A 26,699-nucleotide genomic window follows, 5' to 3' on the forward strand; every position below is an offset into this window, starting at 1 on the left:
TTTGAAATTTTTCTATTGGATAGATTTTATATAAAGAAGGTAATAATGTACAAACAGCAGTATTTTATTTCTGGCAAAGTTCAAGGTGTTGGTTTTAGATTTTTTACAGAGCAAATAGCAAATAATATGAAACTAAAAGGGTTTGTAAAAAATCTAAACGATGGAAGAGTAGAAATTGTAGCTTTTTTTAACACTAAAGAACAAATAAAAAAATTTGAAAAATTACTAAAAAATGGGAATAAGTATTCAAACATTGAAAATATTGAAAAACAAACTCTAGATGAAAACTATCCTTTTCAATTTAATAACTTTAAAATTTATTATTAGACCTTGCTTCTAGTTTGTCAAGTACTTTAACTTTTTTAGACTTTAGTTTAGTGCTACTCGCATCAGAATTATTTTTTTTAGAGTAAGACACAGCACCCCTAAAAAAATGTTCAACTTTAAATTTCAAAAATTCCAAAGACTTTCTATTTCTGCAAAAGATATTCAAATTGCCATCAGAAAATTTAATGTCAAGACCACAATTACAATCTGTTTTTAAAAATCTACATGAAATAAAACTACCATTTGAACCATCCCTATTAAAAAGAATAAAATATTTTTTACCTCTTTTGGAATCTTTAAAATAAATTTTAAGCCAATCTCCGGCTGGCTTAACTGAAGCCAACTTATCATAAAGATAAGAAATATAAATTGTTCTATTGTCATTAGATTTTAAAATTTTTTTAAAGAAATAACGAAGACCTATTTTCATATCAATTATATTATAATATCTTATTAATAAAATATTTCCTAATATTCTCTAAATGTATTAACAATAAATAAGATTTAAAAAAGCAAAAACTATAGCTTATAATTAAAAATTATTGATAAATATTCTGTAAGTTTTATGTAGTTATAATTGTATCCATATGTAGCTTTAAAAGCTTTGCGAATTTTAACATTCAATCCTCTAACCATTGCTAAAGTTTCTAAATTATCATTCAACATCAAATCTTTAATTACAATCAATGTTTTAATATAATTATCATCAAGCATACACGGCTCTTTTATTAAACTTTCTAAACGATCCATTGTAAGAATAGAATAGGTGGCTTTACGCCTAACATATGTATAAATTCTTTGATTAAGCAATTTTAATAAATTGTTGTCTGCCTTATCATCTAAATTATCCAAAACATACCGATTATAATGAAAGGCTGTTGTTATGTCGCTTGGCTCGTGCCCTAAAACTTTTGTTATCCAATAATTCATTTCCATGTTTTTGGGCGCAAATGCAAGATAAGAAAATTTACAATAAATAGCTCTACAAAAATAAACAGATTCTTCAGGAGCAAAAATATTATTAAAAATTTGACGAAACAATCTATTATAACTGTATGCAAGATTTGAAGAGATTAGCTCTTTAGTAAGATTTTCGGTTTGCTCCATGTAGCGTATTTCTTTTATAGAATCAATTATCAATTCGGGATCTGCGAAAACTGGAAAAACAACTTCATTAAGAACATTATTTTCTCGCTTTTTTGCAATAACCTCCATACGAATATGATTTTTACCTGCGATATAAAATTGAGAAAGCTTCATTACTTCAACAGGACGACGACCTATTGCCATTAAAACTCCATAAAATTTCAATCTAATGTCTCGGTTTTGATTTAATAAAAGCTTAATTATCTCAATATAGGTATTTAAATTAATTTTAACAAATATCTGTTCTTTTCTATAGCTATTAATTTTTTCAATTTTATATTTATGAGCATAATCATTTAACCATTTTGGAGTTACAAACAAATCTATAAAATATTGAAAATAGGGTTTCTCATTATTAATTTGATTTAAAAATATTAACTCTTCTATTTTTTTCTGGTCTTTAATTCCTATATTTTTTAATTCTTTTATTTTTTTTGATTTCCAAAAAAATAAAAAAGTATTATCTCTTTTAATCTTTTCGATTACTGAAAGATTAATATATTCTTTAATTATTTTACGAGTTTTCGAAAGATTTAATATTATTGAACGATTTGTAAATTTATCTTTTCTAAAAAGAATAGCTTTATGATTTTCTGAAAGAATTTTAAGTTTTTCTTTCAATTTCAAATACGAAAGTTCATTATTGAGATATTTAGTATATAAAATTTCTAATTCTTTTCTAAATATTTCAAGATCATTTTTTATCTTTACTTTTGGAGGCATACCAACTCAATTATACCAAGTTTAAAATTTTTAGCTAAGTAAAAAATTTTTGATTTTCTGAAAACCTACCTATATATCAACTTAAATCGTGCAATATTGTACTAAACTACATAAAAATCAACAAAGAGATGTTCCATTTATGCCAGCCAATCTTTCTGTTGATTTAAAACACAAATAATAAAATTCAAAATTTTAAATAAATTCTTTTATTACCTAAAAAAGAGCTATTTATAAATAGCTCTTTGATATTTCCACCATAAGTTTTACAATACCAATTCAAAAGAATTTGCTATTCTTTTTCTTGCAAAAGCAGAACCTTATCATATGCCTTTATAAAGGGCAAATACATAAATACCGAAATAATCAATAATAATAAAACTAGAACAAACGCTTTAATATCAAGCCCTGTAGAAAAAAAAGCTGCAATAGGAGCAGGGGTTGTCCATGGAGTCAGGGTTCTGACTCTTTCAATAATTCCAAAATTAGTAAGAGTATACGCAACAATTATATTAAACATAGGAATAAGTAAAAAGGGAATCCCTAATATAGGATTTAAAACTATTGGTGCCCCAAACATAATAGGTTCATTGATATTAAAAAGACCGGGCGCAAATGAAAGTCTACCTATGGCCTTTAGATGTTGAGATTTACTAAGCATCATAGCAATAACAAGGCCTAAAGTTGCGCCACTACCACCAATATACACAAACGAATCAAGAAATCCTCCCGCTAAAATATGAGGAAGTGGAAGATTGTCAGAAAGAGCCCTAATGTTAGAATCAAGATTTGTCAGAATTATGGGATTAAGTAGAGCAATGATAACATTAGTACCATGAAGACCACAAAACCATAACATATGAACAATAAAAGAAATCGTTAAGGTCCCAACTAAAGTATCACTAATTTGCAAAACAGGTCGAAACATGTTCATAATTATTTCGGGGAAAAGGCTTCCTACCGAACTTTGAATGGCAACATTAACGCTTTGAGCTACAATTGAAAGTACAATAACAGGAACTAAAGCTTCAAAAGATTTTAAAACAGCAGGCGGAACAGACTCTGGAAGCCTAATTGCCATATTTTTTTGAACTAAAAATTTATAAACTTCAACAGAAAAAATAGCAGAAATAATGGCTGTAAATACCCCTTGAGCGCTAAAATATCTTGCATCAATTACAGGAAACCATCCATTAGGCTGAATTCCCCATTTAGCAGTATCTCCACCGTAAGGTATCCAATCTGATTGCCCAGCTAAAATTAAAAATGTATAAAGAGATAAAAATCCCCCTGTAATTCCACTAAGCTTATAATGATTGGATAAGTTATAACCAATACCAAAAACAACAAATATGGACATAATGCCCATACTTACATAAAATGGCTGAACAAGATTTCCTTTATATTTAGCCATTAAATCAACATACCACTGTTGATACAACAATGTTTGAGAATCTGTAAAGGGCAAATTAACTAAAAGCAAAATAAAAGAACCAACTATCAAAAAAGGCATAGAAAAAGTAAAACCATCTCTTAAAGCAATTAAATATTTATTTGAACCAATTTTACTAGCAATAGGAACTAAAGTAGTTTCAATAAAATCTTGAAAATTCATGAAAACCATCCTCCAATAAAAACTAATTAAAAGTTATAATTAACGATTTGTAATATAAATTGTAATTTAATTCAATTAATAATAATTATATCAAAAAAATCCTTATAAGATATATTTAAAATAAATTATTTATTTTAAATATATCTTATAATATAATATATTATAAGATTTATTAAACAATATTAATTATTTATTTATAAATCAAAGGAGGATCTTTTATATATGAATAAAAAAACATATAGCATAGAAGAATTAATAGATAAAATAAGTATGCCTGTTGTAGCGTACTCTGGTGAAGCTAAAAGCTTTCTAAGAGAAGCTTTAGAATACGCTAAAAACAAAGACTATAAAAAAGCAGAGCTTACCATACAAGAAAGTAAAAACTCTATTGCAAAGGCTCATGAAACACACAGAGCAATAATACAGCAATCCGCTACTAATCCAAGCTCTGTTAAAACACCTTTTATTTTAATTCATGCTGAAGATCATCTAATGTCTGCAATTTCAGAATTAAGCATTTTTGAAGAATTAATCAATGTTTACAAAATAATAAATGAAATAAAAAAATAGGAGAAAATATGAATATACTGCTTGTATGTGGAGCCGGAATGTCCACAAGTATGCTATTACAAAGAATTGAAAAATATGCCAAAGCAAATAATATAAATGCAAAAATCGAGGCTATTGCTGAGACACGACTTGGCGAAGTTATTGACCACTTTGATGTTGTTTTACTTGCGCCACAGTCAAGATTCAATAAAAAAAGACTTGAAGAAATCACAAAACCCAAGGGAATTCCAATCGAAATAATTAACACAATCGATTATGGAACAATGAATGGCGGGAAAGTATTACAACTTGCAATTAACGCATTTAATAATAAAAGTCCTTTTTGAAGAAGGTTAAAATGAAAGAAATTGGAATATCAATATACCCTAATGTAAGCCCTAAAAATAAAATTATCGAATATATTGAGAAAAGTGCCCATTTTGGATTTACTCAAGTATTTACCTCTTTACTCTATATTAACGGAAATGAATTTGACATGTTCAAAGAATTGCTCGACATTGCAAATAAGAACGGAATGAAACCTATTATTGATGTAAGTCCAAAAATTTTCAAAGAATTGGAAATCGATCTTTCAGATCTTAGGAATTGTCCAAAACTAGATTATTTCAAAAAACTTGGTGCTTGGGCAATTAGATTAGACAATACATTTACAGGAATTGAAGAATCATTAATGACTTTTAACGATTCTGACCTTAAGATTCAACTTAACATAAGTAATATAAATAAACATATTGACACAATAATGTATTTTAAGCCCAATATAAAAAATTTGCTTGGATGTCATAATTTTTATCCCCACAAATATACAGGACTTTCAAGGACTTTCTTTAAAGAAACAACAAAAATATTTAAACATTATTCAATCCCAACAGCCGCATTTATTAGTTCTACTAATGCAGAAGAATGCGCACGAGGAAAAGAAAAAGAAGGCGTTCCTACACTAGAATCACACAGATCTAAAGATATAGAAACCCAGGCAAAAGATCTTTTCAAAGAAGGAATAGACACCGTCTTAATTTCTAATTGTTTTCCAAGTGAAACAGAACTAAAAAAAGTATCAAAAGTAAATAGAAATATTTTAGAACTTAAAGCAGACATAAATCCTAAAGCAACTTCAGTGGAAAAAGAAATAATACTTGAAAATTTACATTTTAATAGAGGAGATATTAATTCTTATAGAATTCGATCAACTATGCCAAGAGCATACTACAATAATAAAAAATTTCCTGTGCATTCCCCAAATGAAATCAAAAAAGGAGACATCTTGATAGATTCTTCAAAATATTTAGGTTATGCAGGAGAACTTCAAATATCACTAAAAGATACTCCAAATAATGGCCTTACAAATGTAGTTGGTAAAATAGTCAATGAAGAAATATATCTACTTGAAAAAATAGAATCTTGGGAAAAATTCAAAATAATAGAAAACAAATAAATACCTTAATAAGGGTTCGTCTATTGTAAAAATTTTTCAATTGCTTTAAAGACATAATAATAAACAGTAATGTAAGACTCTTTTAGATCGAAATTTTTAGAACTGTTAAAAAAATATATAAATTCATTAGTAGTAGAATTAAGATCATCAATATAATTTTTAAGTTCAAAGTTCCGATTAATAGCTTTTATATCATCCAAATTTAAAATAATAGTGACAACATTCAAAATGTTGCTATTGATATTATTTTTTAAAACAATTTTTTTGTTCAAACTATTAATAATGTTAAATTCAGACTCATTTGAATTCAAATTAGAAATTGTTAATTTAAATTTATGATCAAAAAAAATACCAAAATCATAGGTTAATAAACTTGCTTTTTTAGAAATTAAAACCAATTTCATTACAATATTATTACTAAATTTATCTAAAATAAAAAAATAGGAATAATAACTAATATCTTTAATAGAGTCAAAGTAATCTTTAGTATGAATACCGGTTTTAAATTTACCATTTCCTAACGATTCATATAAACCAATCTCAATTTTTATTGCTTCATCTAAAGGCTTAATAAAAATTGAAGAAACACTAATATTACATGAAAATAAAAAAAGAATAAAGGTAAAAAGAAAATTATTTTTTATTTTCATCTAAGATTTCTCATGAAATATACTAATATTAATAAAAAGCTTACATAAAAAGTATAACAAATTCTTCAATAATTAAAATCAAAAAGAATGTAATAATTGCACTAGAATTACATTTATATAAAAGCACTTAAGGAATAAAAAATGAAATACCTAAAAAACATTTCTTTATTTTTATTAATTTTGGGTTGCAAATCCATCTCAAATGGTAATTTCAATCTACATGATACAAGTCATAAATTAGGAAAACTTAAATTTCAAGAAGACTCAATAATAAGCAGGAATTATGACAATAAAATATCTATTGTGGGAATATATAATCCTTTAACAGAAAAAGAAAATTTTAAAGTTAATATTTACATCAAAAAAAAAGGATTGCAAATAAATCCTGAAAGTATCTTGATAAATGAAGAAAAAATTAACTATTTAAAATATAAAGCAGAGCTTAAAATAAAATCAAGCTTTAATAAAAGCATTATCAGCATTTCACTAACTAATTCAAGAGATCTATTAACCCACATTTACGATAAAAGTATAGGGGAATACATTAACATTGACTTCCAGGACAATTGGAATGTATCGCATAGTACAAAATTTAATAAGGACTATATTTTAGAATATTTAACAGATTTTGATAAAGAAACTAAAATATCTAAAAATATATTACAAAAACGTATTGATAATAGAAAAATTGAAATTGAAAAAACAGAGCTTAAAACAGAATATAATGAAATAGAGGATTATTACATCTACAGCATGAAAATTCCAAAATTATTTGAAAAATCAAACACACCCGCAGAAACTTACGAAACATTTGTTATAGCAAATTATTACCCCTGTGAAAATTTAAATATCCTGTTTTTAAATTTAAGCTTATACTCTGATCAATTACGCTTTTTAAACTCCATTTATGATGAAAATGATAGAAAATTAAAAATTGAGCCTCCTATGAGAACTTTAAAGGATTCAAAAACAATAAAAGAAACATTAAATATAGTATTAAGTCCAAAAAAAATAATCGAGCTGACAAAAAACATTGAAAAAGATATTATTTTAAAATTAAAATCTTATGGTGAAAAGGGTGAATTCACATTTGAAATATACAAACCACTTCTTTTAAAATTTTTAAAAGAAGTGGATCATTGTATAAAAAATTTACAATCAAATAAGCAAGATTCAATAAGTTAAAATTTATGTCTACTTGATTGTAAATTCACCAATGAAACTTTACTTTTTTAAATAAGTGTATTATCATTAATTTCAATGCTTAATGCAATAAAAGATCAAACGATAGGAGCTTAAAATGTATCAATTAACAACCAATAAGATGCCTTTCAATAAAGTAGTAGATCGAAGATTGAAAATATTTTGGGTAATCCAAAAACTAAGCGTTAACTACTTCATATCTAAAAAAAAATATTCTCTAAGCAATGTTGTAGCAATGACGAATTCTATATTGGAAAAAAAAGGTTTTAAAAGGGTTACTAAAAGAACAATACAAAATGATATAAAAATTTTTGAAAATTTAGGATTAATTAAAAGTCATTTTAATCCACTTGGGAAAAACAATGGTAGCTTTACTTACTATACAATAAACAAAGCTCTTGAAAAATTGGCCAAAAAAATTATCAGTACAGCATATTTTATTAATAAAAAAATTAAACATGAAAAATCAAAAAACAAAGAACTAAAAAAAATTAAAATAATTGAAGAATCTCAAAATTATAAAATTTCATATCAAATAACTTCACATGTATTAAGTAATGATTTAAGTAAAAAATATAAGAATTCTAAAAATTATTTTAAAAAACAAAACATAAAAAAAACCATAAATTTCTTAGAAAAAGAAATAAAAAAGAAATCAAAAAAAATAAACTTAGAAGAAATCAAAAAAATCACAGGAAACATCATAAGCTATAAAAATTCATTATGGAACTTAAAAGACTTTATGGAAGAGCTATGCGAATATGAAGAAACAAAAATCATAAAATTTTTTAAAAGAAATTTAGAAAAAAAGAAAAAAAAAGTATGGTTCATGGCAAAAAATTTTAAAAACACAGATTTCAACGAACTAATAGAAAAGTTTAAAAATAAAAACAAAATAAAATTCGAAAAAAAACCAAAAACCCATACATCAAATAACATAAAAAATGCTATTGTATTAATAAGAAATCTAATAAAAAATCAAAAATATGATAAAAAAATTTCAAAGTAAAGTCAAAAAAATAAAATGAAAAACAAAGAAACAAAGAAAAATTTTTTCAACAAAATTGAACAATTAGAAAACAAAATTATTTATCATACTAAAATTTTCAGCATGATAAACAATTTTGAAGCAAAACCAAAAAAGGGAAAATTTTGGCTATGTCTTAGAAACGTTTTTAATAAAAAAAAATACGAAAGCTTTCATTTATTTTCAATAAAAGAAAGCGACAAATTTTTAGGAATCTTTTATGGCTTTATAAACCTTTCAAAACCATTTATTATAAATTATTCAGAAGAAGGAACAAAAAAAACTGTAAAATTAAAAAAAATATTTTACACAGAATTCAGGTTCAAAAAAGGCAGTGTTTTTTGTTACCTAAGAAGTCTATACATATTCACCAAAAATAAAAACAAAAACAAAATCTTTTACAAATCTCTTTTAGAAAGAACTTTAAAAATTGAGGAAGAAATACATAAATTTTATGGCAAAAACTATGAAAGCAATAAAGGAATACTAAATTGGATAAAAAAAAATCAAAAATAATAACAATAGCATCAATAAAAGGGGGAGTAGGAAAAAGCACAACATCACTGATGTTTACAAACATACTTTCAAAAAAAAATAACAAAATATTACTGATAGATTTAGACCCACAAGCAAGTAGTACAAGTTTTTACATAAAATCTATAAGAAAAAAAAATCTTAGCTTAAAAAACATTAATATATATAAAGTTCTTAAAAAAGAAATAGATATAGAAAATTCAATAATTAAAATAAATAATGACATAGATTTCATAGCAAGTCATATAGATTTAAGTAAATTTAATGAAGAAAGTATTTCATTAAAAGAAAATTTGCTAAAAATATTTTTAAGCTTCATTCAGGATAGATATGACTTTATAATAATGGATACAGCACCTACACTGGGAAGTTTGCTTAATAATAGCTTGATAATTACAGACTATCTAATTATACCCTTACCGACTGATCAATGGGCAATTGAAAGTCTAGAGCTAATAACACATAGACTTAACGATCTTTTTAGAAATGATTTACCAATATTCTATCTAATAACCAAATTCGTTGAAAGGCAAAATATTGACAAAGAACTTAAAAATCTTATTGAATTTGAATACAAGAATAGATTTTTAGGAAGCGTACCCAAAAGGGATAATTTACGCAAAACCATTTTTTATAGAGAAAATTTCAACTCTAATGAGGATTATTATAAAGCCTATGAGAATATAATTGAAAATTTTTTAAGAATACTTTCAAATTAGTTCCATATGGAACTAAAAGTTCCATATGGAACTAATTTGAAAGTATTCTATGGAGATAAAATAAACTATGAAATTAAATAAAAAAATAGAAATTGTTAAAAGAGTTGAACTCAATAAAAATGAAATTGAAAAAACCAGAGAATCTAGATATTTAAAATTAAAAGAAAAACTAAAAATTTTGATAAAAGAGGAATCCTATAATAAAATTGAAACAGCCCGAATCTTGAAAGAAATTAACGATAATAAATATTATGCTATAGACAAATATAAAAGCTTTAGCCATTTCATAAAAGATTATAATATGGCAAAAACTACCGTTTATAGATATATTAAATTAGCGATAGGAATTGATAGTGGTAAAATTAATTACGAATTAATTTTAAAAAAAGGAGTACAGCATGCTATACAAATTTTAGAAAGTAATGGTATCATAGATGCTTCAAAAAACACATTAAATAAATCCTTTAAGTTAAAAATTGAAGACGAGAAAAGTTTTAATTTTTATAAATCAAATACTAGCTTTGTTAGCTTTTTACTAAAAGATTTATATTACAACAATCAAGAACTACTTACAAATATTAAAAACAAATATGACAATTTTAAAAAATAATATATTGAATTCATAAAGTGATTCTGCATTCAAAAAATGTTTCAAAAACACTTTACAAAAAAATAAAATACTATATAATAATCTATATAGATTGAGATGCAATGTCTCGCTCTTGTTGTTTGATTAGAATAATAAGTTGGCTACCATAAGGTAGCCTTTGTCATATTTACAAACTATTAAAAAAGATTTATATCCTTTATAAAAATACTATTGAATTAGAATTTTTATTCTAAACGAGAAAATAAAAGAACCAATAAAGATTATAAAAATTAATTTTTATAATCTTTATTTTCAATTGATTCAATCATTACTAAGAAATCCAAAATTTTATATTTTTTCAAACTTAAATCTTCTAATCCAATTTTAATTTTAACCGTATCGTTCTTATAAGAAGCATCTTCTTCTTTTATCATCTTTTCTAATAAGGACTTAGGCAGAACAAATGAAGAATAATTAATCCAATTACCAAAAAAATGGTTATTATCTCTTTTATGGCTTATTTTTCCTTCAATTCTAGTTCCATCCGGTAATAACAAATTAGTATGCTCTGTTATACTATGATTCCTAAATCTTGTATATAAAACTATTTTAGTTATTCCTGTTTTATAATTAAAAATCCCTTTAAGTTCCGCATTTTTGTTTAAACTTTGGTATATTCTAAATATTTTTCCAAATTGATCGTGCTCAACGTTTAAAGAATTGCAAGATATTAATAAAAAAAATACCAGCAATTTTAAAAATTTCGATTGATCTCGATATAATTCCATATCCCTCTCCTTTGGTAAAAAAAATTATAGATTAATGAACATAATAATATATTTTTTATTAGATCATTGCAAACAATTTTTAATAAATTAATTATTATTTTTTAATATCATTTTTTAAAAAATTAGATTCATAAAATTCGTTTTACAAATTATTTAATATTTTCCCATTAATATTGTGAGCATTTTGAAAATACCCATAAGTCTATTTTTAGGGGCCAAAAAGTTAGTTTCAAGACCTATGAATTAAATTCTTTTATTGTTATGAATATATCTTTTGTTTATGTGATTTTCAAAATTTCTTTTTATTCCCTAATTATTTATTGGGTAGTAAATTTTATTATACATGTATTATAAATAATTTAAAGCATTTATAAATTTTTAAATTCCTTTTTTTAAGGTTTTTTGATTAAAACTTTTGCTCAGGATTGCAGCAAATTGCTGAAAATGCAAAATAAAGATTTCGTATGTTTTAACATCCTGAAAAAGGTGCTTTAAAAACAATAAAGTTCTCTTTATAAGAACTTTTATTGCCACAAAGGAAGTGTTAAATATGAAATTTAATTTACAAATTACAATTTAATTCTAATTTTTTAAAATTCAATATTAATTTATTTTTTTATTAAAAAATAATAAGTCTAATATAGATCTTATTTATAGAATAACCATTGGAGAGGGAACAATGAAAGATTATAATTTTTTTAATATAAGAACAACTATTTTGTTTATTTTAATGATTTTTAGTTTTCAGAAAAATGCTAGTTTTTATGGATTATTGTGTCCTTCCTATAGAAGAAGGAACTATCAATGTAAAATACGAATTTTGGTTTAAAAAATAACATTTTAATAATTGGAATATACCCCTGATAAAAATTAAAGATCAAAATATAATAGATGTCATTTTAATGAGAAATAAATTATAAGTTTTTGTTTTAAGCAATAGTTTAAATGCCTTTAATAATGTTAATGTGAAATTACATTTCATATATAATAAAATATAGGCAAAATTTAAATTTATAAAAACTTGTAAGGATGCTTAATATGAGAATATTGATAAAAAAGTTAAAAGCCTTGTTATTTTTCAATGCAATCTTATTTATTGCTTGCGTTAAGGAAAATGATGGGCAAAAATTGGTGTTTAAGCTAAATATTGGAAGTGAACCTGCTACTTTAGATGCTCAGTTAATAAACGATACGATTGGATCAAAGATTGTAAGTCAAATGTTTCTCGGTATTTTAGATGGAGATCCCAGAACTGGAGGATATAGGCCAGGACTTGCTAAAAGTTGGAATATTTCTAATGAAGGGATAGTTTATACGTTTTATTTAAGAGATAATCTTGTTTGGAGCGATGGAGTTGCCATCACTGCCGAGGGGATAAGAAAATCTTATCTTAGAATTTTAGATAAAGAAACCGGATCATCTCTTGTTAGCATGATTAAGTCTGCTATAAAAAATGCAGAAGAGTATTTTGATGGCAAAGTAAATGAGTCTGATCTTGGAATTAAAGCTCTTGACGAGAAAACTTTAGAAATAACACTAAAATCTCCAAAACCATATTTTCTTGATATGCTGGTGCATCAAACATTTATTCCCGTACCAGTGCACGTTATTGAAAAATATGGGCAAAGTTGGACAAATCCTGAGAATATGGTTGTTAGTGGTCCTTTCAAATTAAAATCTAGAGTTTTAAATGAAAAGGTTATTCTTGAAAAGAACAATAAATATTATAAATCTAAAGATGTTGCTCTTGATAGTATCATATTTTTTACTACAGATAATAGTATGACAGCTTATAATATGTATTTAAATGATGAACTAGATGCAATTTTTAACAATATTTCACCAGATTTACTTAAAGATCTTAAGCTTAGAGATGATTATTATTCAATAGGGATCAATTCGACTTATTTTTATTCTTTGAATACCAAAGTAAAACCGCTTGACAATGTTAAAGTTAGAAAGGCTCTATCTCTTGCTATTGATAGAAAAACTTTAACAGAAAGCGTTCTTAATGATAGTTCTATTCCTACAAGAAGAGCAACTCCAGATTATATTGATTACTCGTACAAAAGTAATTTAAGCTTATTTGATGCTGAAATGGCAAGAAAGCTTTTGGTGGATGCAGGGTACCCTAATGGTAAAAATTTCCCTTTATTGAAAGTAAAGTACAATACAAATGATAGTCAGAGAAAAATTGCTGAATTTATTCAAAATCAGTGGAAGAAAAACTTAAATATTGATGTTCAGCTTGAGAATGAAGAATGGTCAACATACATAAATAGTAGGGTAAATGGTAATTATGAAATAATAAGAGCAGGTTGGGCAGGAGATTATGCTGATCCCATGACATTCTTAAGCATCTTTAAAACCGAAAACACATATTTTTCATCTTATGGATATTCAAATTCTGAATATGATAAACTTTTAATAAAATCAGATCACGAAAGAAATATTTCTGAAAGACAGGAAATTCTAAAAAAAGCAGAAGCAATAATAATCGAAAAAGATTTCCCCGGTATATTTATTAATGTAGCTTCTTCTAGTTATCTTTTTAGGAACGACAAGTGGAAAGGCTGGGAGCCAAATATTTCGGAAAGGTTTAATTTATCTGAGATAAAGCCAATTAAATGATTTATGTTTATTTTATTTTTTTAATTAATTTTTAATTGTAAATAGTTTATAGCTAGATCTTTTGATTTGGCTATAAACAAAAATAAGAAATGAATATTTTTGTATCTTTATGTTATGTTAAAAACATCGTGAGGATGGGATTCTTTTAATGAAGAATGGCTTATTTTTACAAATCTAGAATTTATTTTTAAATCAGATATTGTGCTTGTTCCTAAATAACCCATTCCAGACATTAATCCACCTTTTAATTGAGCCAAAATATCTTTTAATTTCCCGGAATACGGTACCATGCCTTCAATTCCTTCAGGAACCAATTTTTTAGGCTCGTTGTTCTCAAGTTGAAAATATCTTGATTGGGAACCTCTTTTCATAGCAGAAATAGAACCCATTCCAACGTAAGATTTGAATTTTTTCCCATTGTACATTATTTCTTCTGAAGGAGATTCTTTTGCGCCTGCAAAAAGATTGCCTATCATTACGCTGTCAGCTCCTGCTGCGATGGCTTTAACAACATCTCCTGAAAACCTGATTCCACCATCTGCTATAATGCAAATATTTGTGTTTTTGCAAACCTCATAAACATCACAGATTGCTGTTATTTGGGGAACGCCAATTCCCGCAACGATTCTTGTTGTGCATATACTACCTGGACCTATTCCCACTTTTAGACAGTCTGCTCCCGCATTGATTAAATCTAATGCGGCTTCTTCAGTTACTATGTTGCCAGCAATAAGGTCTAGGTTTGGATATTTATTTTTAATTGTTTTGACAAGTTCTAGTATTCTTGTAGAATGACCGTGGGCAGAGTCTATGACAAGTAAATCTACATGTGCTTTTACAAGCTCTTCAACTCGTTCTATGGTATCAACATCAATGGAAACAGCAGCGCCTACTCTTAGTCTACTATTCGAATCTTTGCATGCATTAGGAAAATCTTCTTCGCATTTTGCATTTTTGTATATCTCGGATTCTTTTAGCTCTTGTTTTGGTACAAGTATTTTGGTTACTTGTTCGTTTGCATTCTTAATAGTTTTTTGAATTTTGTATGTTTTTACTTTTTCTATTTCTTTTTTTTGATCCTCTATTGACATATTTTTATGTATAATTCCTATACCTCCTTCTTTAGCAATAGCTATTGCCATTTGGCTTTCTGTGACGGTATCCATAGCTGAGCTTAAAAATGGTATATTTAAGGAAATGTTTTTTGTTAATTGTGTTTTTAAGCTAACTTCACTGGGCAATACAGAGGATTTTCTTGGAATTAAAGACACATCATCAAAAGTTAAAGCTTCTTTTATTATCTTATTTCTCATAAAGTTTCCTTTTGTTGTTTTTATTATTCCCATTCTATGGTTGACGGAGGCTTAGAAGATATATCATAGCAAACTCTATTTATACCCCTAACTTCATTAATTATTCTTGAAGAAACTTTTTTTAAAAAATTATAAGGAAGTTCAGTCCATTCTGCAGTCATGAAATCTTGAGTATTTACACATCTAATGACAGCTGTGTATTCGTATGTTCTTTGATCCCCCATTACGCCTACAGATTTTACAGGCAGCAATACAACAAATGCTTGTCTTATTTTATAATATAAATCATTTATAAAAAGCTCTTCTGTGAGTATATTGTCTGCGTCTTGCAAAATATTTATCTTTTCCTGTGTTATTTCTCCAATTATTCTTATAGCTAGTCCTGGGCCTGGAAATGGATGCCTATAAAGAGCTTCTTTTTTAATGCCCAGATTTATTCCGATTTGAATTATTTCATCTTTAAAAAATTCATTCAAAGGTTCCAAAAGTTTTAAGCGCATTTTATCTGGAAGTCCCCCCACGTTGTGATGAGATTTAATTTTTGAAGAAGCGTTATTTTTTGATTTAGATTCAATTACGTCAGAATAAATTGTTCCTTGAGCTAAATATTCTATATCTTGATCTTCTAGAGTAATTTTTTCAAAAACATTTACAAATTCTCTTCCTATTATTTTTCTTTTTTCTTCAGGATCACTTACATTTTTTAAATGGTTAAAGAATTTTGCAGAAGCATCAATGTATTTTATATTTAAATCATATTGATGCGTTAATTCTAGTATTTTTTTATCTTCATTTTTACGCAACAAGCCCGTGTTTACAAAAACGCAGATTAAATTTTCTTTTATTGCCTTTTTTATAAGCAATGCGCAAACTAAAGAGTCTGTACCGCCAGAAAGCCCTAAAATAATCTTTTTACTACCTACTTTAAGTTTAATTTTTTCTACAATAGCTTCTATATTGCTTTCTAATGACCAATTAGTTTGAGCTTGGCAAATTTTAAAAACAAAATTTTTAAGTATTTGTTCACCAAATTCGGAATGAGTTACTTCTGGGTGGAATTGTAGACCATAAATTTTTTGAGTTTCATTTGATATAGAAGCAATACAATTGTTTGTAAAAGCTAACTGTTTGAAATTGTTGGGAATTTTTTCAATACTATCTCCATGACTCATAATCATTTGAAATTTTTTTGGAAGTTCTGAAAATAAAATAGATTTTTCATCTTTTAGAAAGATTTCAGAGCTCCCATATTCTTGTTTACAGTCTTTAGATACTAGGCCTCCAAATAATTTAACAATTAGTTGCATCCCATAACATATTCCCAAAACAGGTATTTTTAAATTAAAAATTTCCATGTTCAAGGTAGGAGCTTCTTTTGAATAAACAGAATCTGGCCCCCCACTTAGTATTATTCCTGCGATGTTCATATTTTCAAGTTCTTTTAAAGGGGTACAGTAAGGCATTACTTTTGTATAAACTCCAATTTCTCTAATTCTTCTTGCAATTAGCTGACTATATTGGGAGCCAAAATCTAATACAAGTATTGCTCGAGCATTCATAATACAATTCCTTAAAATTAATAAAAGTTTTCTTATTAAAGTGTATTTCAATTAATTATAACATATTTGGCCTTACTTCTTTCAATCTTAAAATCAATTTAAAGTAACGGATTTGTAATATTTTAAATAATTTTTCAATAAATAAATTTGAAAAATTATTTAAAATATTACTCTTGAAAAATTATTTTTTTATATAAAAAATTGAAAAATAAAATTGTTGAACTAATAATTCCTTAAAAAGGAGGCACAAATTAATGAAAAAGAATACATTAAGTGCGATATTAATGACTTTATTTTTATTTATATCTTGTAATAATTCAGGTGGGGATTCTGCATCTACTAAGCCTGTTGACGAGTCTGCAAAAGGACCTAATCTTACAGAAATAAGTAAAAAAATTACAGATTCTAATGCATTTGTACTGGCTGTGAAAGAAGTTGAAACTTTGATTTCATCTATAGATGAGCTTGCTAATAAAGCTATTGGTAAAAAAATAAAACAAGATAATGGTTTAACTAATGAAGCGAATCATAACGGATCATTATTAGCAGGAGCTCATGCAATATCAACTTTAATAACACAAAAATTAAATGGATTGAAAAATTCAGAAGAATTAAAAGAAAAAATTGAAGATGCTAAAAAGTGTTCCGAAGCATTTACTAAAAAATTAAACGATAGCCATGCAGATCTTGGCAAACAAGATGCTACTGATGAGAATGCAAAAAAAGCTATTTTAAAAACAGATCCTGCTAAAGATAAGGGTGCTAAAGAATTTGGAGAATTACTTGAATCAGTAAAAAGCTTGGTAAAAGCAGCTCAAGAAGCATTAGCTAATTCAATCAAAGAGCTTACAAGTCCTGTTGTAGCAGAAAGTCCAAAAAAACCTTAATTGGGGTTAATATTATAAGATTAATTTTTTTAAAAAAGTAACTGGAAAAAATAAAGTCAATATAGAGTCAAGAAATTTTTCTTGGCTTTTATTTTTCTATTTTTAAAAAAATTTCTTAAAATTCATTTTAAATAAGGATTAAATGATTTTAACTTTAAACTACTTTAAAAGGATAAAACTTATTTCAAAAGCCTTTAATAAATTGAATTTAGGTATTCTAAATATAAACAAAATTAGGTAATAATTTGACTTAAAAATTACAAATTTTTGATTTTGAAGGTTTGAAGAATTTTGACAAATTTTTAAGGAAATACGTAGTTCTTTAGTTTTATGCGAGACTTTATAAAGTTGCTCAATAAGCGAAATATTGTGACGATAAAAGCTTTTTTCATGATTTATAATTTAGTTTGTTAAAATAGCAAATTTTAAATTTTTTTTATAAATAGCAAATCAATTAATAACCATAAATAAATTTAATAATAAATATTAGACACAATATTATCATTATTGGAGAGATTTTACTTTTTTTATTTTCCAATAAATTAAGTATTATGTTTATTATGACATAAAATATTATTCCAATGCTTATTCCCGAAGAGATATTGTATGTTAAGGGAATTAAAAAAAGTATTAAAAAACTTGAAACATTTTCTCTTATATTAGAGAAATTAATTTTTATTATTTCTCTACACATTGAAAATCCTACATATATTAGTGCTGCAGCGGTTGCACTAGCAGGAACGGCAATAAATAATGGTGAAAGGAATATTGCAATAAAAAACATTATTCCTGTTACTATTGTTGTAAGTCCAGTTTTGCCACCTTCTTCTATCCCTGTGCAACTTTCAATGTATGCTGTTACAGTAGAAACTCCCATTATTGCTCCAACAGTAGTAGCAATGGCATCAATTAAAAATACTTTACCAACATTAGGAATTTTCCCGTTTTTATCTAACATGTTACCTTTTGCTGCTACTGCTATTAAAGTGCCCAAAGTATCAAATAAATCGTTAAACAGCAATACCAATACAATTGTAATAAAGCTCCAAAAATGTTTATTTAATATGTAGGAAAAATCTAACTGATTAAATATCGGCTTAATAGATTCGAATCTTAAAATTCCATCTGGAAAACGTATTCCAGCAGTAACGGCGCTTTCTGGATTAAAAATTGCATATGTCCAGGCTATAGCAGTAACTGAACAAATTGCCCAAAGTATACTTCCTCGTACATTTAATTGTTCGAAAATTACAATAAAAAATAATCCCAAAAATGTAAATAAAACTTTTAAGTCAATAAATGACCCGATTCCAACTAATGTGGCATCATTTTTAATGATAATTCCTCCATTGACAAAACCAATAAAAGCAATAAAAAGTCCTATTCCAACTGTGATAGAGTATTTTAAATTTACTGGTATGGAATTTGCAATACTTTCTCGAGCTCTTGACAGAGACAATACAATAAAAATCAGTCCTTCAGTAAAAACAGCAGCTAATGCAACTTGCCAAGGAATATTCATTCCAATTACTACAGAAAATGCAAAAAATGCATTAAGGCCCATGCCTGGCGCTAGTGAAATAGGGGTATTAGTATAAAGCCCCATTAATATACTGGAAAATGCTGATGTTAAGCAAGTTGCAGTAACTAATGCACCAATTGGCATACCTGTGCTAGATAATATTGCCGGATTAACAGCTATTATGTATGCCATACTCAAAAAAGTGGTAATCCCCGCTATAATTTCTTTTTTATAATCAATAGTGTTATTTTTAAATTGAAATAACAATGTTTCGTTGGATTGATTCATTATAAATTACTCCTTAAATTTTATTTTATATCAAAAATAAAACCAACACCATTCATTATATTTAATCTACTAGTAAAATGTAGTAATAAATTAAATTTTATGAAAACATTAATAGCCATAAATAAATTTAATAATAAAAATTAAGCACAATATTAACATTATAGGAGAAATCTTAATTTTTTCTTTACTAAAAAGATTAAATGATACATTTACTAAAATATAAAATATTGCCCCAACAAAAAATCCTGAAGAAATGCTATAAGTTAGAGGAATTAAAAAAAATATTAAAAAGCTAGAAATATTTTCTCTAATATTATAGAAATCAATTTTTACTAGTTCTCTACACATTGTAAATCCCACATATATTAAAGCAGCAGCAGTTGCGCTAGCAGGAACAGCAATAAACAAGGGAGCAAAAAAAACTGCAATTAAAAACAATGATCCAGTTACAATTGAAGTAAGGCCTGTTTTGCCACCTTCAGCAATTCCTGTAAAACTTTCAATATAAGTAGTAACAGTAGAAACTCCCATTATTGCTCCAAAAGTAGTAGCAATACCATCGACTAGTAATATTTTTTTTGCATTAGGAATTTTTCCATTTTTATCCAACATACCACCTTTCGTTGTGACGCTTATTAAAATACCCACAGTATCAAATAAATCATTAAATAGGAGAATAAAAACTATTGATATAAAAGTCCAAAAATGCTCATTTAAAACATAAGAAAAATCTAATTGATTAAATATTGGTTTAATAGATTCAAATCTTAGAATTCCATTAGGAAGATGTATTCCAATGGATTTGGCACCTTCTAAATTAAATGTTGCATATATCCAAGCTGTAAGAGTAACTATACTAATTGCCCAAAGGATACTCCCCCGAACATTTAATTGTTCAAAAATTACGATAGAAAATAATCCTAAAAATGTAAATAAAACTTTTAAGTCAACAAATGATCCGACTCCAACCAATGTGGTATCATTTTTAACAATAATTCCGCCATTGACAAAACCAATAAAAGCAATAAAAAGTCCTATTCCAACTGAGATAGAGTATTTTAGATTTATTGGGATAGAATTTATAATTTGTTCTCTTACCCTTAAGAAGGACAGGAGAATAAAAATTAATCCTTCAATAAAAACAGCAGCTAATGCAACTTGCCAAGGAATATTCATTCCAATTACCACAGAAAATGCAAAAAATGCATTTAAGCTCATTCCAGAAGCTAATGCTAAAGGCGTATTAGTATAAAGCCCCATTAATATTGTAGAGAACGCTGCTGTTAGACAGGTTGCGGTGACTAGTGCACCAATTGGCATGCCTGTGTTAGATAGTATCGCCGGATTAACAGCTATAATATATGACATACTCAAAAAAGTAGTAATGCCCGCAAAAATTTCTTTTTTATAGTTAATATCACTGTTTTTAAATTGAAAAAATAAACCTTTTGTATATTTTCCCATAAACTTTCCTTTATATTTTTTAAAAATATTTTCAATAATAATTATTACTCTTTTAATTCTTTTTAAAGGTCTATTTAACCTTATTAAGCATATTGTTCTGAAAAAGAATATTTTCACTGTCGGGCAAGTTTGAAAATACAATAGTTTTAATAACCCTTTCAGAACTATTTGTAATAACAAATTTTCTAGCTTTAATAAGCTTTAAATAAGCTTTTAAAGAAATATCTTTTCCAACGCTAAAAAAGGTTTGAAGATATTTATGATCAACTAGCTTGTAACGATTAAACAGAAATAGGGCAATTATATCATTTCCAACTTTTAAAAATAAAGGTTCTTTGTACCGTAAATTCCACTTACTAGAAATAGTAAAATAATGTCTTAAAGAAATTTTATTATTTTCTTGAATTAATTTAATATATTTGGAATCTTTTTTTAATTCAGGAATACCTTCAAAAGAGATTGTAGAACAAGACAATGTTAAAGGTATTAAATAAAAAAATAAAAAATATTTTTTAAAAATTTTAAAGACAGTCAATAATATGTGAGTTTTTTTATAAAATTTTATTTTTAAATGCATATTCTAAAGTATTTTTTGTATTCTTGAAATTAACATCAATAAATCTTGGATCATATTGCAAGGTGTCCTTAGTCCAAACTTGAAAAGAATCATCATTAAATAAAAAGACTAGCTTTTTATAAGGAGTTAAAGCTTTTGACATAAGGGTGAAATTGTCTTTATCAAGATTAATGTATAAAAACTTAAAATTTCCAATGCTAACTACCTTAGAAATAGCAATACTTCCAATATATTTATTGTCTTGAATTAATTTCAAATACCCTTTAGTAAAATTTAAATTTGAATCTAGCATAACATTTAAAAATACAGTAAATCTATTATTAGATTTATCTTTTTTAATGTAGATTTGACTATCCGGATAAAAATAAAGAAAATAATCTGCTCTTTCAATTTTTTCAAAATTCTTTTCTAAGTCTTCAGCAATATTCAAAATCTTGCAAGAAGAACAAATAAAAACCATTAAAATCAAAGAAAAACTATATTTCATAATTAACTTATATTATACAATACAGAAAGGAGAGTATTTATATTAAATGGGTGCAAACAACTTCAGCTCTTATATTGAAAATTCTAAAGTCTATTCGGATTATATAATATTAAAACACAAAATATTACTTATTCCTGTTCCTATAATAAAAATTGCTATGGGCGAAGATCTAAAAATTTTTGAAATAGATTTTCAAGACAAACATAAAGATTTTTCAGGATATATTCAATTAAATGAAAAATCTTTATACATAAATGAGAGCATGAGTCTTGAAAATAAAAGATTTACAATAGCAAAACACTTGGGACATTATTTGATGCATAAAGATCAAATTAAAAATTTATCTAAAAATGAAAACTATTATAATGAGCCTCAAGATAGTCAAATGATAACAGAAGCCAATATATTTGCAGCAAACATTTTAGTTCCAACAACTACATTAAAATTAAAATTATCTCAATATAAATCTAGAGAGTGCCCTCAAAAAACAATAGCAAAAGAATTTCAAGTAACCGAAAATACAATTTATTTAAAATTAAGTATACTTAATGATCTTAACAAGATAGACAAAATAAAAAAGAATAAAAAATTTTTTAAAATTAAAAACACAAAACATAAAATAGAAACTAACATTTGCCTCCACAAAACAGATAAAATTAAAGAATCAATAGCTCTTGATTTGGAAAAATATGAACTTGAAAAAAAAGAACAAATTAAAAAAATATTTGAAGATCTAGAGTAAAAAGCTTTTTTAAATTGAAAACTTTTTGAGTATATATTCCATCTTTACATTAGCCAAGACCAAATAATCTTTGCTCTTAATAAGAGAATCTAAATGGTTTTTTGCAATTACAATCCAATACTTATTATCCATAAATTTCTTAGCGGTTGGAAAATTTATTTTTAATGAAAAATTTTTCAGAATTTTTTGTTTTTCAAGATAAGATAAAACTTCTGCCTTAAAAGATGCTCCTTGGGTCAAACTATAAGCAATAAGTATTCTATATAATTTCTTATTATAAATAAAAAGATCTTTAATAAAATTAATATTACTATTGAAATTAGATTCATCAACGTAAATATACGCACTATTTTTGGGATCGTTTAAACTTTCAAAATCATATGAACGATATAAATGTTCATAGTCTTTGATTTTAAAATTTGAAATTTTCAAATCCGGATAATTCATCAAAGATGTTAAAAGAGTTAAATTTATTTTATCTTTTTCTGGTATTTTAACCAAAGAAATTGTCGAACAGCCATAAAGCAATAAAAAATAAATGGAAATTAAAAACTTCTTCATTTAATGCTTTAATTGTATGTTTTTAACAAAATAAAGTAAAGTAAATAAAAATATATAAATATTTTGATATAATATAAAAATAAAGTTTAAAAGGATGCAAAATGAGTTATTATGCGCTAAGCAAAATATTTCTATATTCTGGATACCTTGTTATTGGATTTTTATCTTTTACAATTTTCAATAAAAACTTACGAAATAAAATCAGAAAGAAATTAAAAAACTTATACTTTTTATATTATTTAACTTTTTTTGCTCTTTTTATAATCAGCTCAAATTTATCTTATTACTTTACTGAAAAGCAATTATTGGAAAATTTTAATATTTTTGAAAAAGAATTTTTTGAAATACATAAGGTAAACGAACAATTTTTTCAAAAATACCTACTAAATTTTCCAGTACCAATAAGAATGGAATTGATGTCAAAATTTAATCCAATATATACAGTGTTTAATGCTAGTTTTGAGAAATATGCTAAAAACATAGGTAAAAGTTCTTATGAAATTCAAACAAATTATAAAAATTACGTTAAAGCAACAAATTCAGAAATTAAAAGAAAATTAGAACAAATAAAAGAAAATATTACTCCTATTTATAATAAATATAAATTACCTATTCTAAATGGAGAAAATACAGAAATAAGTATCGATGCGAATGGGAATATTATTCCTGTTACAAAAAATACAAACGGACAAGTAACAGAATTGCTGTTTTACGATCAAAATTATAATTTAATTCCCTTTAGAGAATTTAAAAACTATAAAGTTAGATTTGATCTAATTCCAGAAAATAAAAATATATATTTCAAAGAACTAATAAATGTTTACTATATTGATGAAAACAATATTACTACTCCTATAGAGTATTATAAAAATAATATAGAGACTAGCCCTTATTACATAGACTTGCAAGAAGAGAAAGACAATTTTCTTAAAACAATAAAAATCAAAAAAGAGTATGGTTTATACCTTGAGAAAAAAAAGCAACTACAACATTTAACTGAGAATGATAAACTTGATGATTTTAAAGAATTTTTAGCAAAAAATAATAATATTTTTTCATTAAATACAATATTTTCTAACGGCAATCCAATATTTACTTATGCCATAAATGTAAAAGCAAAAAGTATTATAAATTATTTAATAACAAAAGAATTTAATATTAATTTAACAAATCAAAGTTCTCAAACAGCTCTTCATAATGCCATAATTCAAAAATATGAATTAAAATTTATTAAATCACTTATTAAAAAAGGCGCTAATCCAAATATCAGGGATAGCGACAATAAACTGCCTATAGATTACTCTGATAAAACTAGTGAGATCTATAAATATTTAATTGGCATTTAATGTTATCATGCTAATTCAATTAGCATGATAACAGCATTCTAAATCAAATTGATCCGACTTATTAAGCTCTAAGCTTAATTTAAAATAATTGTAATGAGAACAAAAGTTACAATCCTCGATATTTAAATAATAAATGACATTTAGTTAAAGATAATCTTTAACACTTTTTAGAAATACAAAATTATATAAATAGTCATTTGATAATATTATTATTTATTCATTGCTAATCTTTACAAGATCGAAAAATCTTGTTAAGATATTAAGCGTATTAATTAAATTAATTATTTTAATTAATTAATTTGAACTTAATAAAAAGGGGAAAATTATGGCAACATCATCAGCATCTATATCTATATTTACAATATTACAAAAAATAGGAAAAGCTTTCATGCTTCCTATAGCACTTTTACCAGCAGCCGGAATTTTATTGGGAATCGGAGGAGCATTTACTAACGAAACAATGATTCAGGCTTATGGGTTAGAAGAAGTGCTTGGGAAAGGAACTGTAGCTAATTCAATACTTTATCTTATGAAATATACAGGAGAGGTAATTTTTGCTAACTTGCCTTTAATGTTTGCAGCAGCAATTCCAATTGGACTTGCTAAGGTAGAAAAAGGAACGGCCGCTTTAGCAGGAGTAGTCGGTTTTTTAGTCATGCACCAAACTATAAATGGAATTTTGTATATACAAGGAATCACACCAGAAAGCGCAAGCTTAAAAGCACTTTTGGAATTAGGAATGCCTGAAACAGCTGCAACTGCAAAAAGTCAGGAATACACAAATGTACTTGGAATATTCTCTCTTCAAATGAGCGTAATGGGGGGACTAGTAGCGGGATTCGTTGCTGTTTTTCTTCATAACAGATTTCATAATATTCAATTACCCACATTTTTAGCATTTTTTGGAGGCACAAGATTTGTGCCAATCATAACCACAATAACAATGTTTGTAGTGGGAATATTTTTAACATTTATTTGGCCTTTTATCCAAGGTGCAATGACTTCGTTTGGAAAAATTGTAGAACAATCCGGACTTTTTGGAACATTTGCATATGGAGCAATAAAAAGGTCTTTAATTCCATTTGGGCTTCACCATATATTTTATTTGCCATTTTGGCAAACAGCTGTTGGTGGAACATTGGAAATAAATGAAGAGCTCATATCAGGAGCACAAAATATATTCTTCAAGCAACTTGCAGATCCAAATACTGTACACTTTGAAGTCGCAAAGGGAACAAGGTTTTTTAGCGGAGAATTTGTTGTTATGATTTTTGGATTACCTGGAGCTGCGCTTGCTATGTACCATACATCAAAACCTGAAAATAAAAAAAACGTAGCTTCATTGCTACTATCTGCTAGCTTTACATCAATGTTAACAGGAATTACAGAACCTCTTGAATTTGCATTCCTTTTTGCAGCACCAGCGCTTTATTACTTTATATATGTTCCTCTTTTTGGATTAGCGTATCTTTTAACACACCTTTTAAACGTAGGAGTGGGACTAACATTTTCTGGTGGATTTATAGATATGTTTCTATTTGGAATACTGCAAGGGAATAGCAAAACAAATTGGATAGCAATTCCTATCTTAGGAATCTTCTACTTTATTGGATTTTACTTTATATTTAAATTTGCAATCATGAAATTCAATCTTAAAACAATAGGAAGAGAAGATGAAGAAATGGAAAAAGATAGCATAAGTTCAGAAAAAACAAATTTATCAGAAACTGCTTCAAAAGTATTAGAAGGTCTTGGAGGAAAAGATAATATTACATATATTGATGCATGTGCATCAAGACTAAGAGTTAATCTAAAACAAATAGAATTAATCAAATCAGATACCTATTTCAAAAATCTGGGTGCTAGTGGAATATTAAAAAAAGGAAATAGTGTCCAAATTGTATTCGGTGGATTATCCGATAATATAAAAATGGAAATAGATAAACTTATGTAAAAGTTTAAGAATATAATATAAAAACAACTAATCCAATAGAAAAAT

Annotated in this window: 26 protein-coding genes; 14 read left to right on the forward strand and 12 right to left on the reverse strand. The window is 26.1% G+C overall.

The annotated features are described in order from the left end of the window. Positions 1-45: 45 nt before the first annotated feature. Complete coding sequence (locus QIA27_RS00005) at positions 46-327, forward strand: acylphosphatase (RefSeq protein WP_301403375.1); 282 nt, start codon at positions 46-48, stop codon at positions 325-327. On the opposite strand, the gene QIA27_RS00010 is transcribed toward QIA27_RS00005, so the two are convergent. The 3 genes from QIA27_RS00010 to celB form a co-directional block, all read right to left on the reverse strand. Further along, a complete protein-coding gene (locus QIA27_RS00010; RefSeq protein WP_301386104.1) occupies positions 311-757 on the reverse strand; it encodes a hypothetical protein in 447 nt (148 codons plus the stop codon). The genes QIA27_RS00005 and QIA27_RS00010 overlap by 17 nt on opposite strands. A gap of 89 nt (positions 758-846) precedes the next feature. Further along, complete coding sequence (resT, locus tag QIA27_RS00015) at positions 847-2,196, reverse strand: telomere resolvase ResT (protein ID WP_301403376.1); 1,350 nt, start codon at positions 2,194-2,196, stop codon at positions 847-849. 289 nt (positions 2,197-2,485) lie between these two features. Further along, positions 2,486-3,808, reverse strand: coding sequence for a PTS cellobiose transporter subunit IIC (celB, locus tag QIA27_RS00020; RefSeq protein ID WP_301353223.1), 1,323 nt, complete (start codon positions 3,806-3,808; stop codon positions 2,486-2,488). Positions 3,809-4,030: 222 nt separating this feature from the next. On the opposite strand from celB, the gene QIA27_RS00025 reads away from it, so the two are divergent. Genes QIA27_RS00025 through QIA27_RS00035 form a run of 3 tightly spaced genes read left to right on the forward strand, consistent with a single transcriptional unit; the run spans position 4,031 to position 5,813 of the window. Further along, complete coding sequence (locus QIA27_RS00025; protein ID WP_301386107.1) at positions 4,031-4,378, forward strand: PTS sugar transporter subunit IIA; 348 nt, start codon at positions 4,031-4,033, stop codon at positions 4,376-4,378. An 8-nt stretch (positions 4,379-4,386) separates the two neighbouring features. Next, the gene (locus tag QIA27_RS00030; protein ID WP_301386108.1) at positions 4,387-4,704 is read left to right on the forward strand and encodes a PTS sugar transporter subunit IIB; all 318 of its coding nucleotides are present in this window, start codon (positions 4,387-4,389) and stop codon (positions 4,702-4,704) included. Positions 4,705-4,715: 11 nt separating this feature from the next. Next, entirely contained in the window at positions 4,716-5,813 is a 1,098-nt protein-coding gene (locus tag QIA27_RS00035) for an alpha3-beta1 integrin-binding protein (RefSeq protein WP_301353226.1), read from the forward strand. A gap of 20 nt (positions 5,814-5,833) precedes the next feature. On the opposite strand, the gene QIA27_RS00040 is transcribed toward QIA27_RS00035, so the two are convergent. Continuing rightward, complete coding sequence (locus tag QIA27_RS00040) at positions 5,834-6,463, reverse strand: hypothetical protein (protein ID WP_301386109.1); 630 nt, start codon at positions 6,461-6,463, stop codon at positions 5,834-5,836. Positions 6,464-6,604: 141 nt separating this feature from the next. Here QIA27_RS00040 and QIA27_RS00045 point away from each other — a divergent pair, with 141 nt between their 5' ends. From QIA27_RS00045 to QIA27_RS00065, 5 genes are all read left to right on the forward strand, one after another. Next, a complete protein-coding gene (locus QIA27_RS00045; protein WP_301353228.1) occupies positions 6,605-7,648 on the forward strand; it encodes a hypothetical protein in 1,044 nt (347 codons plus the stop codon). A 115-nt stretch (positions 7,649-7,763) separates the two neighbouring features. After that, entirely contained in the window at positions 7,764-8,675 is a 912-nt protein-coding gene (locus QIA27_RS00050; RefSeq protein WP_301386110.1) for a plasmid maintenance protein, read from the forward strand. 15 nt (positions 8,676-8,690) lie between these two features. Then, positions 8,691-9,209, forward strand: coding sequence for a DUF226 domain-containing protein (locus QIA27_RS00055; RefSeq protein ID WP_301386111.1), 519 nt, complete (start codon positions 8,691-8,693; stop codon positions 9,207-9,209). Continuing rightward, entirely contained in the window at positions 9,185-9,946 is a 762-nt protein-coding gene (locus QIA27_RS00060; RefSeq protein WP_301403377.1) for a ParA family protein, read from the forward strand. Before QIA27_RS00055 ends, QIA27_RS00060 begins: the two co-directional genes overlap by 25 nt. Positions 9,947-10,013: 67 nt before the next feature. Continuing rightward, positions 10,014-10,556, forward strand: a complete 543-nt coding sequence (locus QIA27_RS00065; protein WP_301386113.1) for a chromosome replication/partitioning protein — start codon at positions 10,014-10,016, stop codon at positions 10,554-10,556. 269 nt (positions 10,557-10,825) lie between these two features. Here the strand turns inward: QIA27_RS00065 and QIA27_RS00070 are convergent, their stop codons facing one another. After that, complete coding sequence (locus QIA27_RS00070) at positions 10,826-11,323, reverse strand: oligopeptide permease-like protein (RefSeq protein WP_301353233.1); 498 nt, start codon at positions 11,321-11,323, stop codon at positions 10,826-10,828. 1,038 nt (positions 11,324-12,361) lie between these two features. On the opposite strand from QIA27_RS00070, the gene QIA27_RS00075 reads away from it, so the two are divergent. Next, positions 12,362-13,954, forward strand: coding sequence for a peptide ABC transporter substrate-binding protein (locus tag QIA27_RS00075; RefSeq protein ID WP_301403378.1), 1,593 nt, complete (start codon positions 12,362-12,364; stop codon positions 13,952-13,954). A 107-nt stretch (positions 13,955-14,061) separates the two neighbouring features. Here QIA27_RS00075 and guaB read toward each other — a convergent pair whose 3' ends face one another. Both guaB and guaA read right to left on the reverse strand, forming a co-directional pair. Beyond that, entirely contained in the window at positions 14,062-15,267 is a 1,206-nt protein-coding gene (gene guaB / locus QIA27_RS00080) for an inosine-5'-monophosphate dehydrogenase (protein WP_301403371.1), read from the reverse strand. Positions 15,268-15,290: 23 nt separating this feature from the next. Beyond that, positions 15,291-16,826 (reverse strand): glutamine-hydrolyzing GMP synthase, encoded by a 1,536-nt coding sequence (gene guaA / locus QIA27_RS00085; protein WP_301403372.1) that lies wholly within the window; start codon positions 16,824-16,826, stop codon positions 15,291-15,293. Positions 16,827-17,080: 254 nt separating this feature from the next. Between guaA and ospC the strand changes: the two genes are divergently transcribed. After that, on the forward strand, positions 17,081-17,713 hold the full coding sequence (ospC, locus tag QIA27_RS00090) for an outer surface protein OspC (RefSeq protein ID WP_301403373.1): 633 nt from the start codon (positions 17,081-17,083) through the stop codon (positions 17,711-17,713). A 454-nt stretch (positions 17,714-18,167) separates the two neighbouring features. Here the strand turns inward: ospC and QIA27_RS00095 are convergent, their stop codons facing one another. The 4 genes from QIA27_RS00095 to QIA27_RS00110 form a co-directional block, all read right to left on the reverse strand. After that, positions 18,168-19,523, reverse strand: coding sequence for an NCS2 family permease (locus tag QIA27_RS00095; protein ID WP_301403374.1), 1,356 nt, complete (start codon positions 19,521-19,523; stop codon positions 18,168-18,170). A gap of 108 nt (positions 19,524-19,631) precedes the next feature. Beyond that, positions 19,632-20,987 (reverse strand): NCS2 family permease, encoded by a 1,356-nt coding sequence (locus tag QIA27_RS00100; protein WP_301353213.1) that lies wholly within the window; start codon positions 20,985-20,987, stop codon positions 19,632-19,634. Positions 20,988-21,057: 70 nt separating this feature from the next. Further along, positions 21,058-21,564, reverse strand: coding sequence for a hypothetical protein (locus tag QIA27_RS00105; RefSeq protein ID WP_301386101.1), 507 nt, complete (start codon positions 21,562-21,564; stop codon positions 21,058-21,060). Further along, complete coding sequence (locus tag QIA27_RS00110) at positions 21,539-22,051, reverse strand: hypothetical protein (RefSeq protein WP_301353215.1); 513 nt, start codon at positions 22,049-22,051, stop codon at positions 21,539-21,541. Before QIA27_RS00110 ends, QIA27_RS00105 begins: the two co-directional genes overlap by 26 nt. Positions 22,052-22,097: 46 nt before the next feature. On the opposite strand from QIA27_RS00110, the gene QIA27_RS00115 reads away from it, so the two are divergent. Then, positions 22,098-22,793 carry an ImmA/IrrE family metallo-endopeptidase gene (locus QIA27_RS00115; RefSeq protein ID WP_301353216.1) on the forward strand — a complete coding sequence of 232 codons (696 nt, stop codon included), beginning with the start codon at positions 22,098-22,100 and terminating at the stop codon, positions 22,791-22,793. A 9-nt stretch (positions 22,794-22,802) separates the two neighbouring features. On the opposite strand, the gene QIA27_RS00120 is transcribed toward QIA27_RS00115, so the two are convergent. Continuing rightward, complete coding sequence (locus QIA27_RS00120) at positions 22,803-23,354, reverse strand: hypothetical protein (protein ID WP_301353217.1); 552 nt, start codon at positions 23,352-23,354, stop codon at positions 22,803-22,805. 101 nt (positions 23,355-23,455) lie between these two features. On the opposite strand from QIA27_RS00120, the gene QIA27_RS00125 reads away from it, so the two are divergent. Further along, complete coding sequence (locus QIA27_RS00125; protein WP_301386102.1) at positions 23,456-24,700, forward strand: ankyrin repeat domain-containing protein; 1,245 nt, start codon at positions 23,456-23,458, stop codon at positions 24,698-24,700. Positions 24,701-25,025: 325 nt separating this feature from the next. After that, positions 25,026-26,654, forward strand: a complete 1,629-nt coding sequence (locus tag QIA27_RS00130; RefSeq protein WP_301386103.1) for a PTS transporter subunit EIIC — start codon at positions 25,026-25,028, stop codon at positions 26,652-26,654. Positions 26,655-26,699 lie beyond the last annotated feature (45 nt).

It is taken from the genome of [Borrelia] tanukii, assembly GCF_030439725.2.
Taxonomy (GTDB): Bacteria; Spirochaetota; Spirochaetia; order Borreliales; family Borreliaceae; genus Borreliella; species Borreliella tanukii.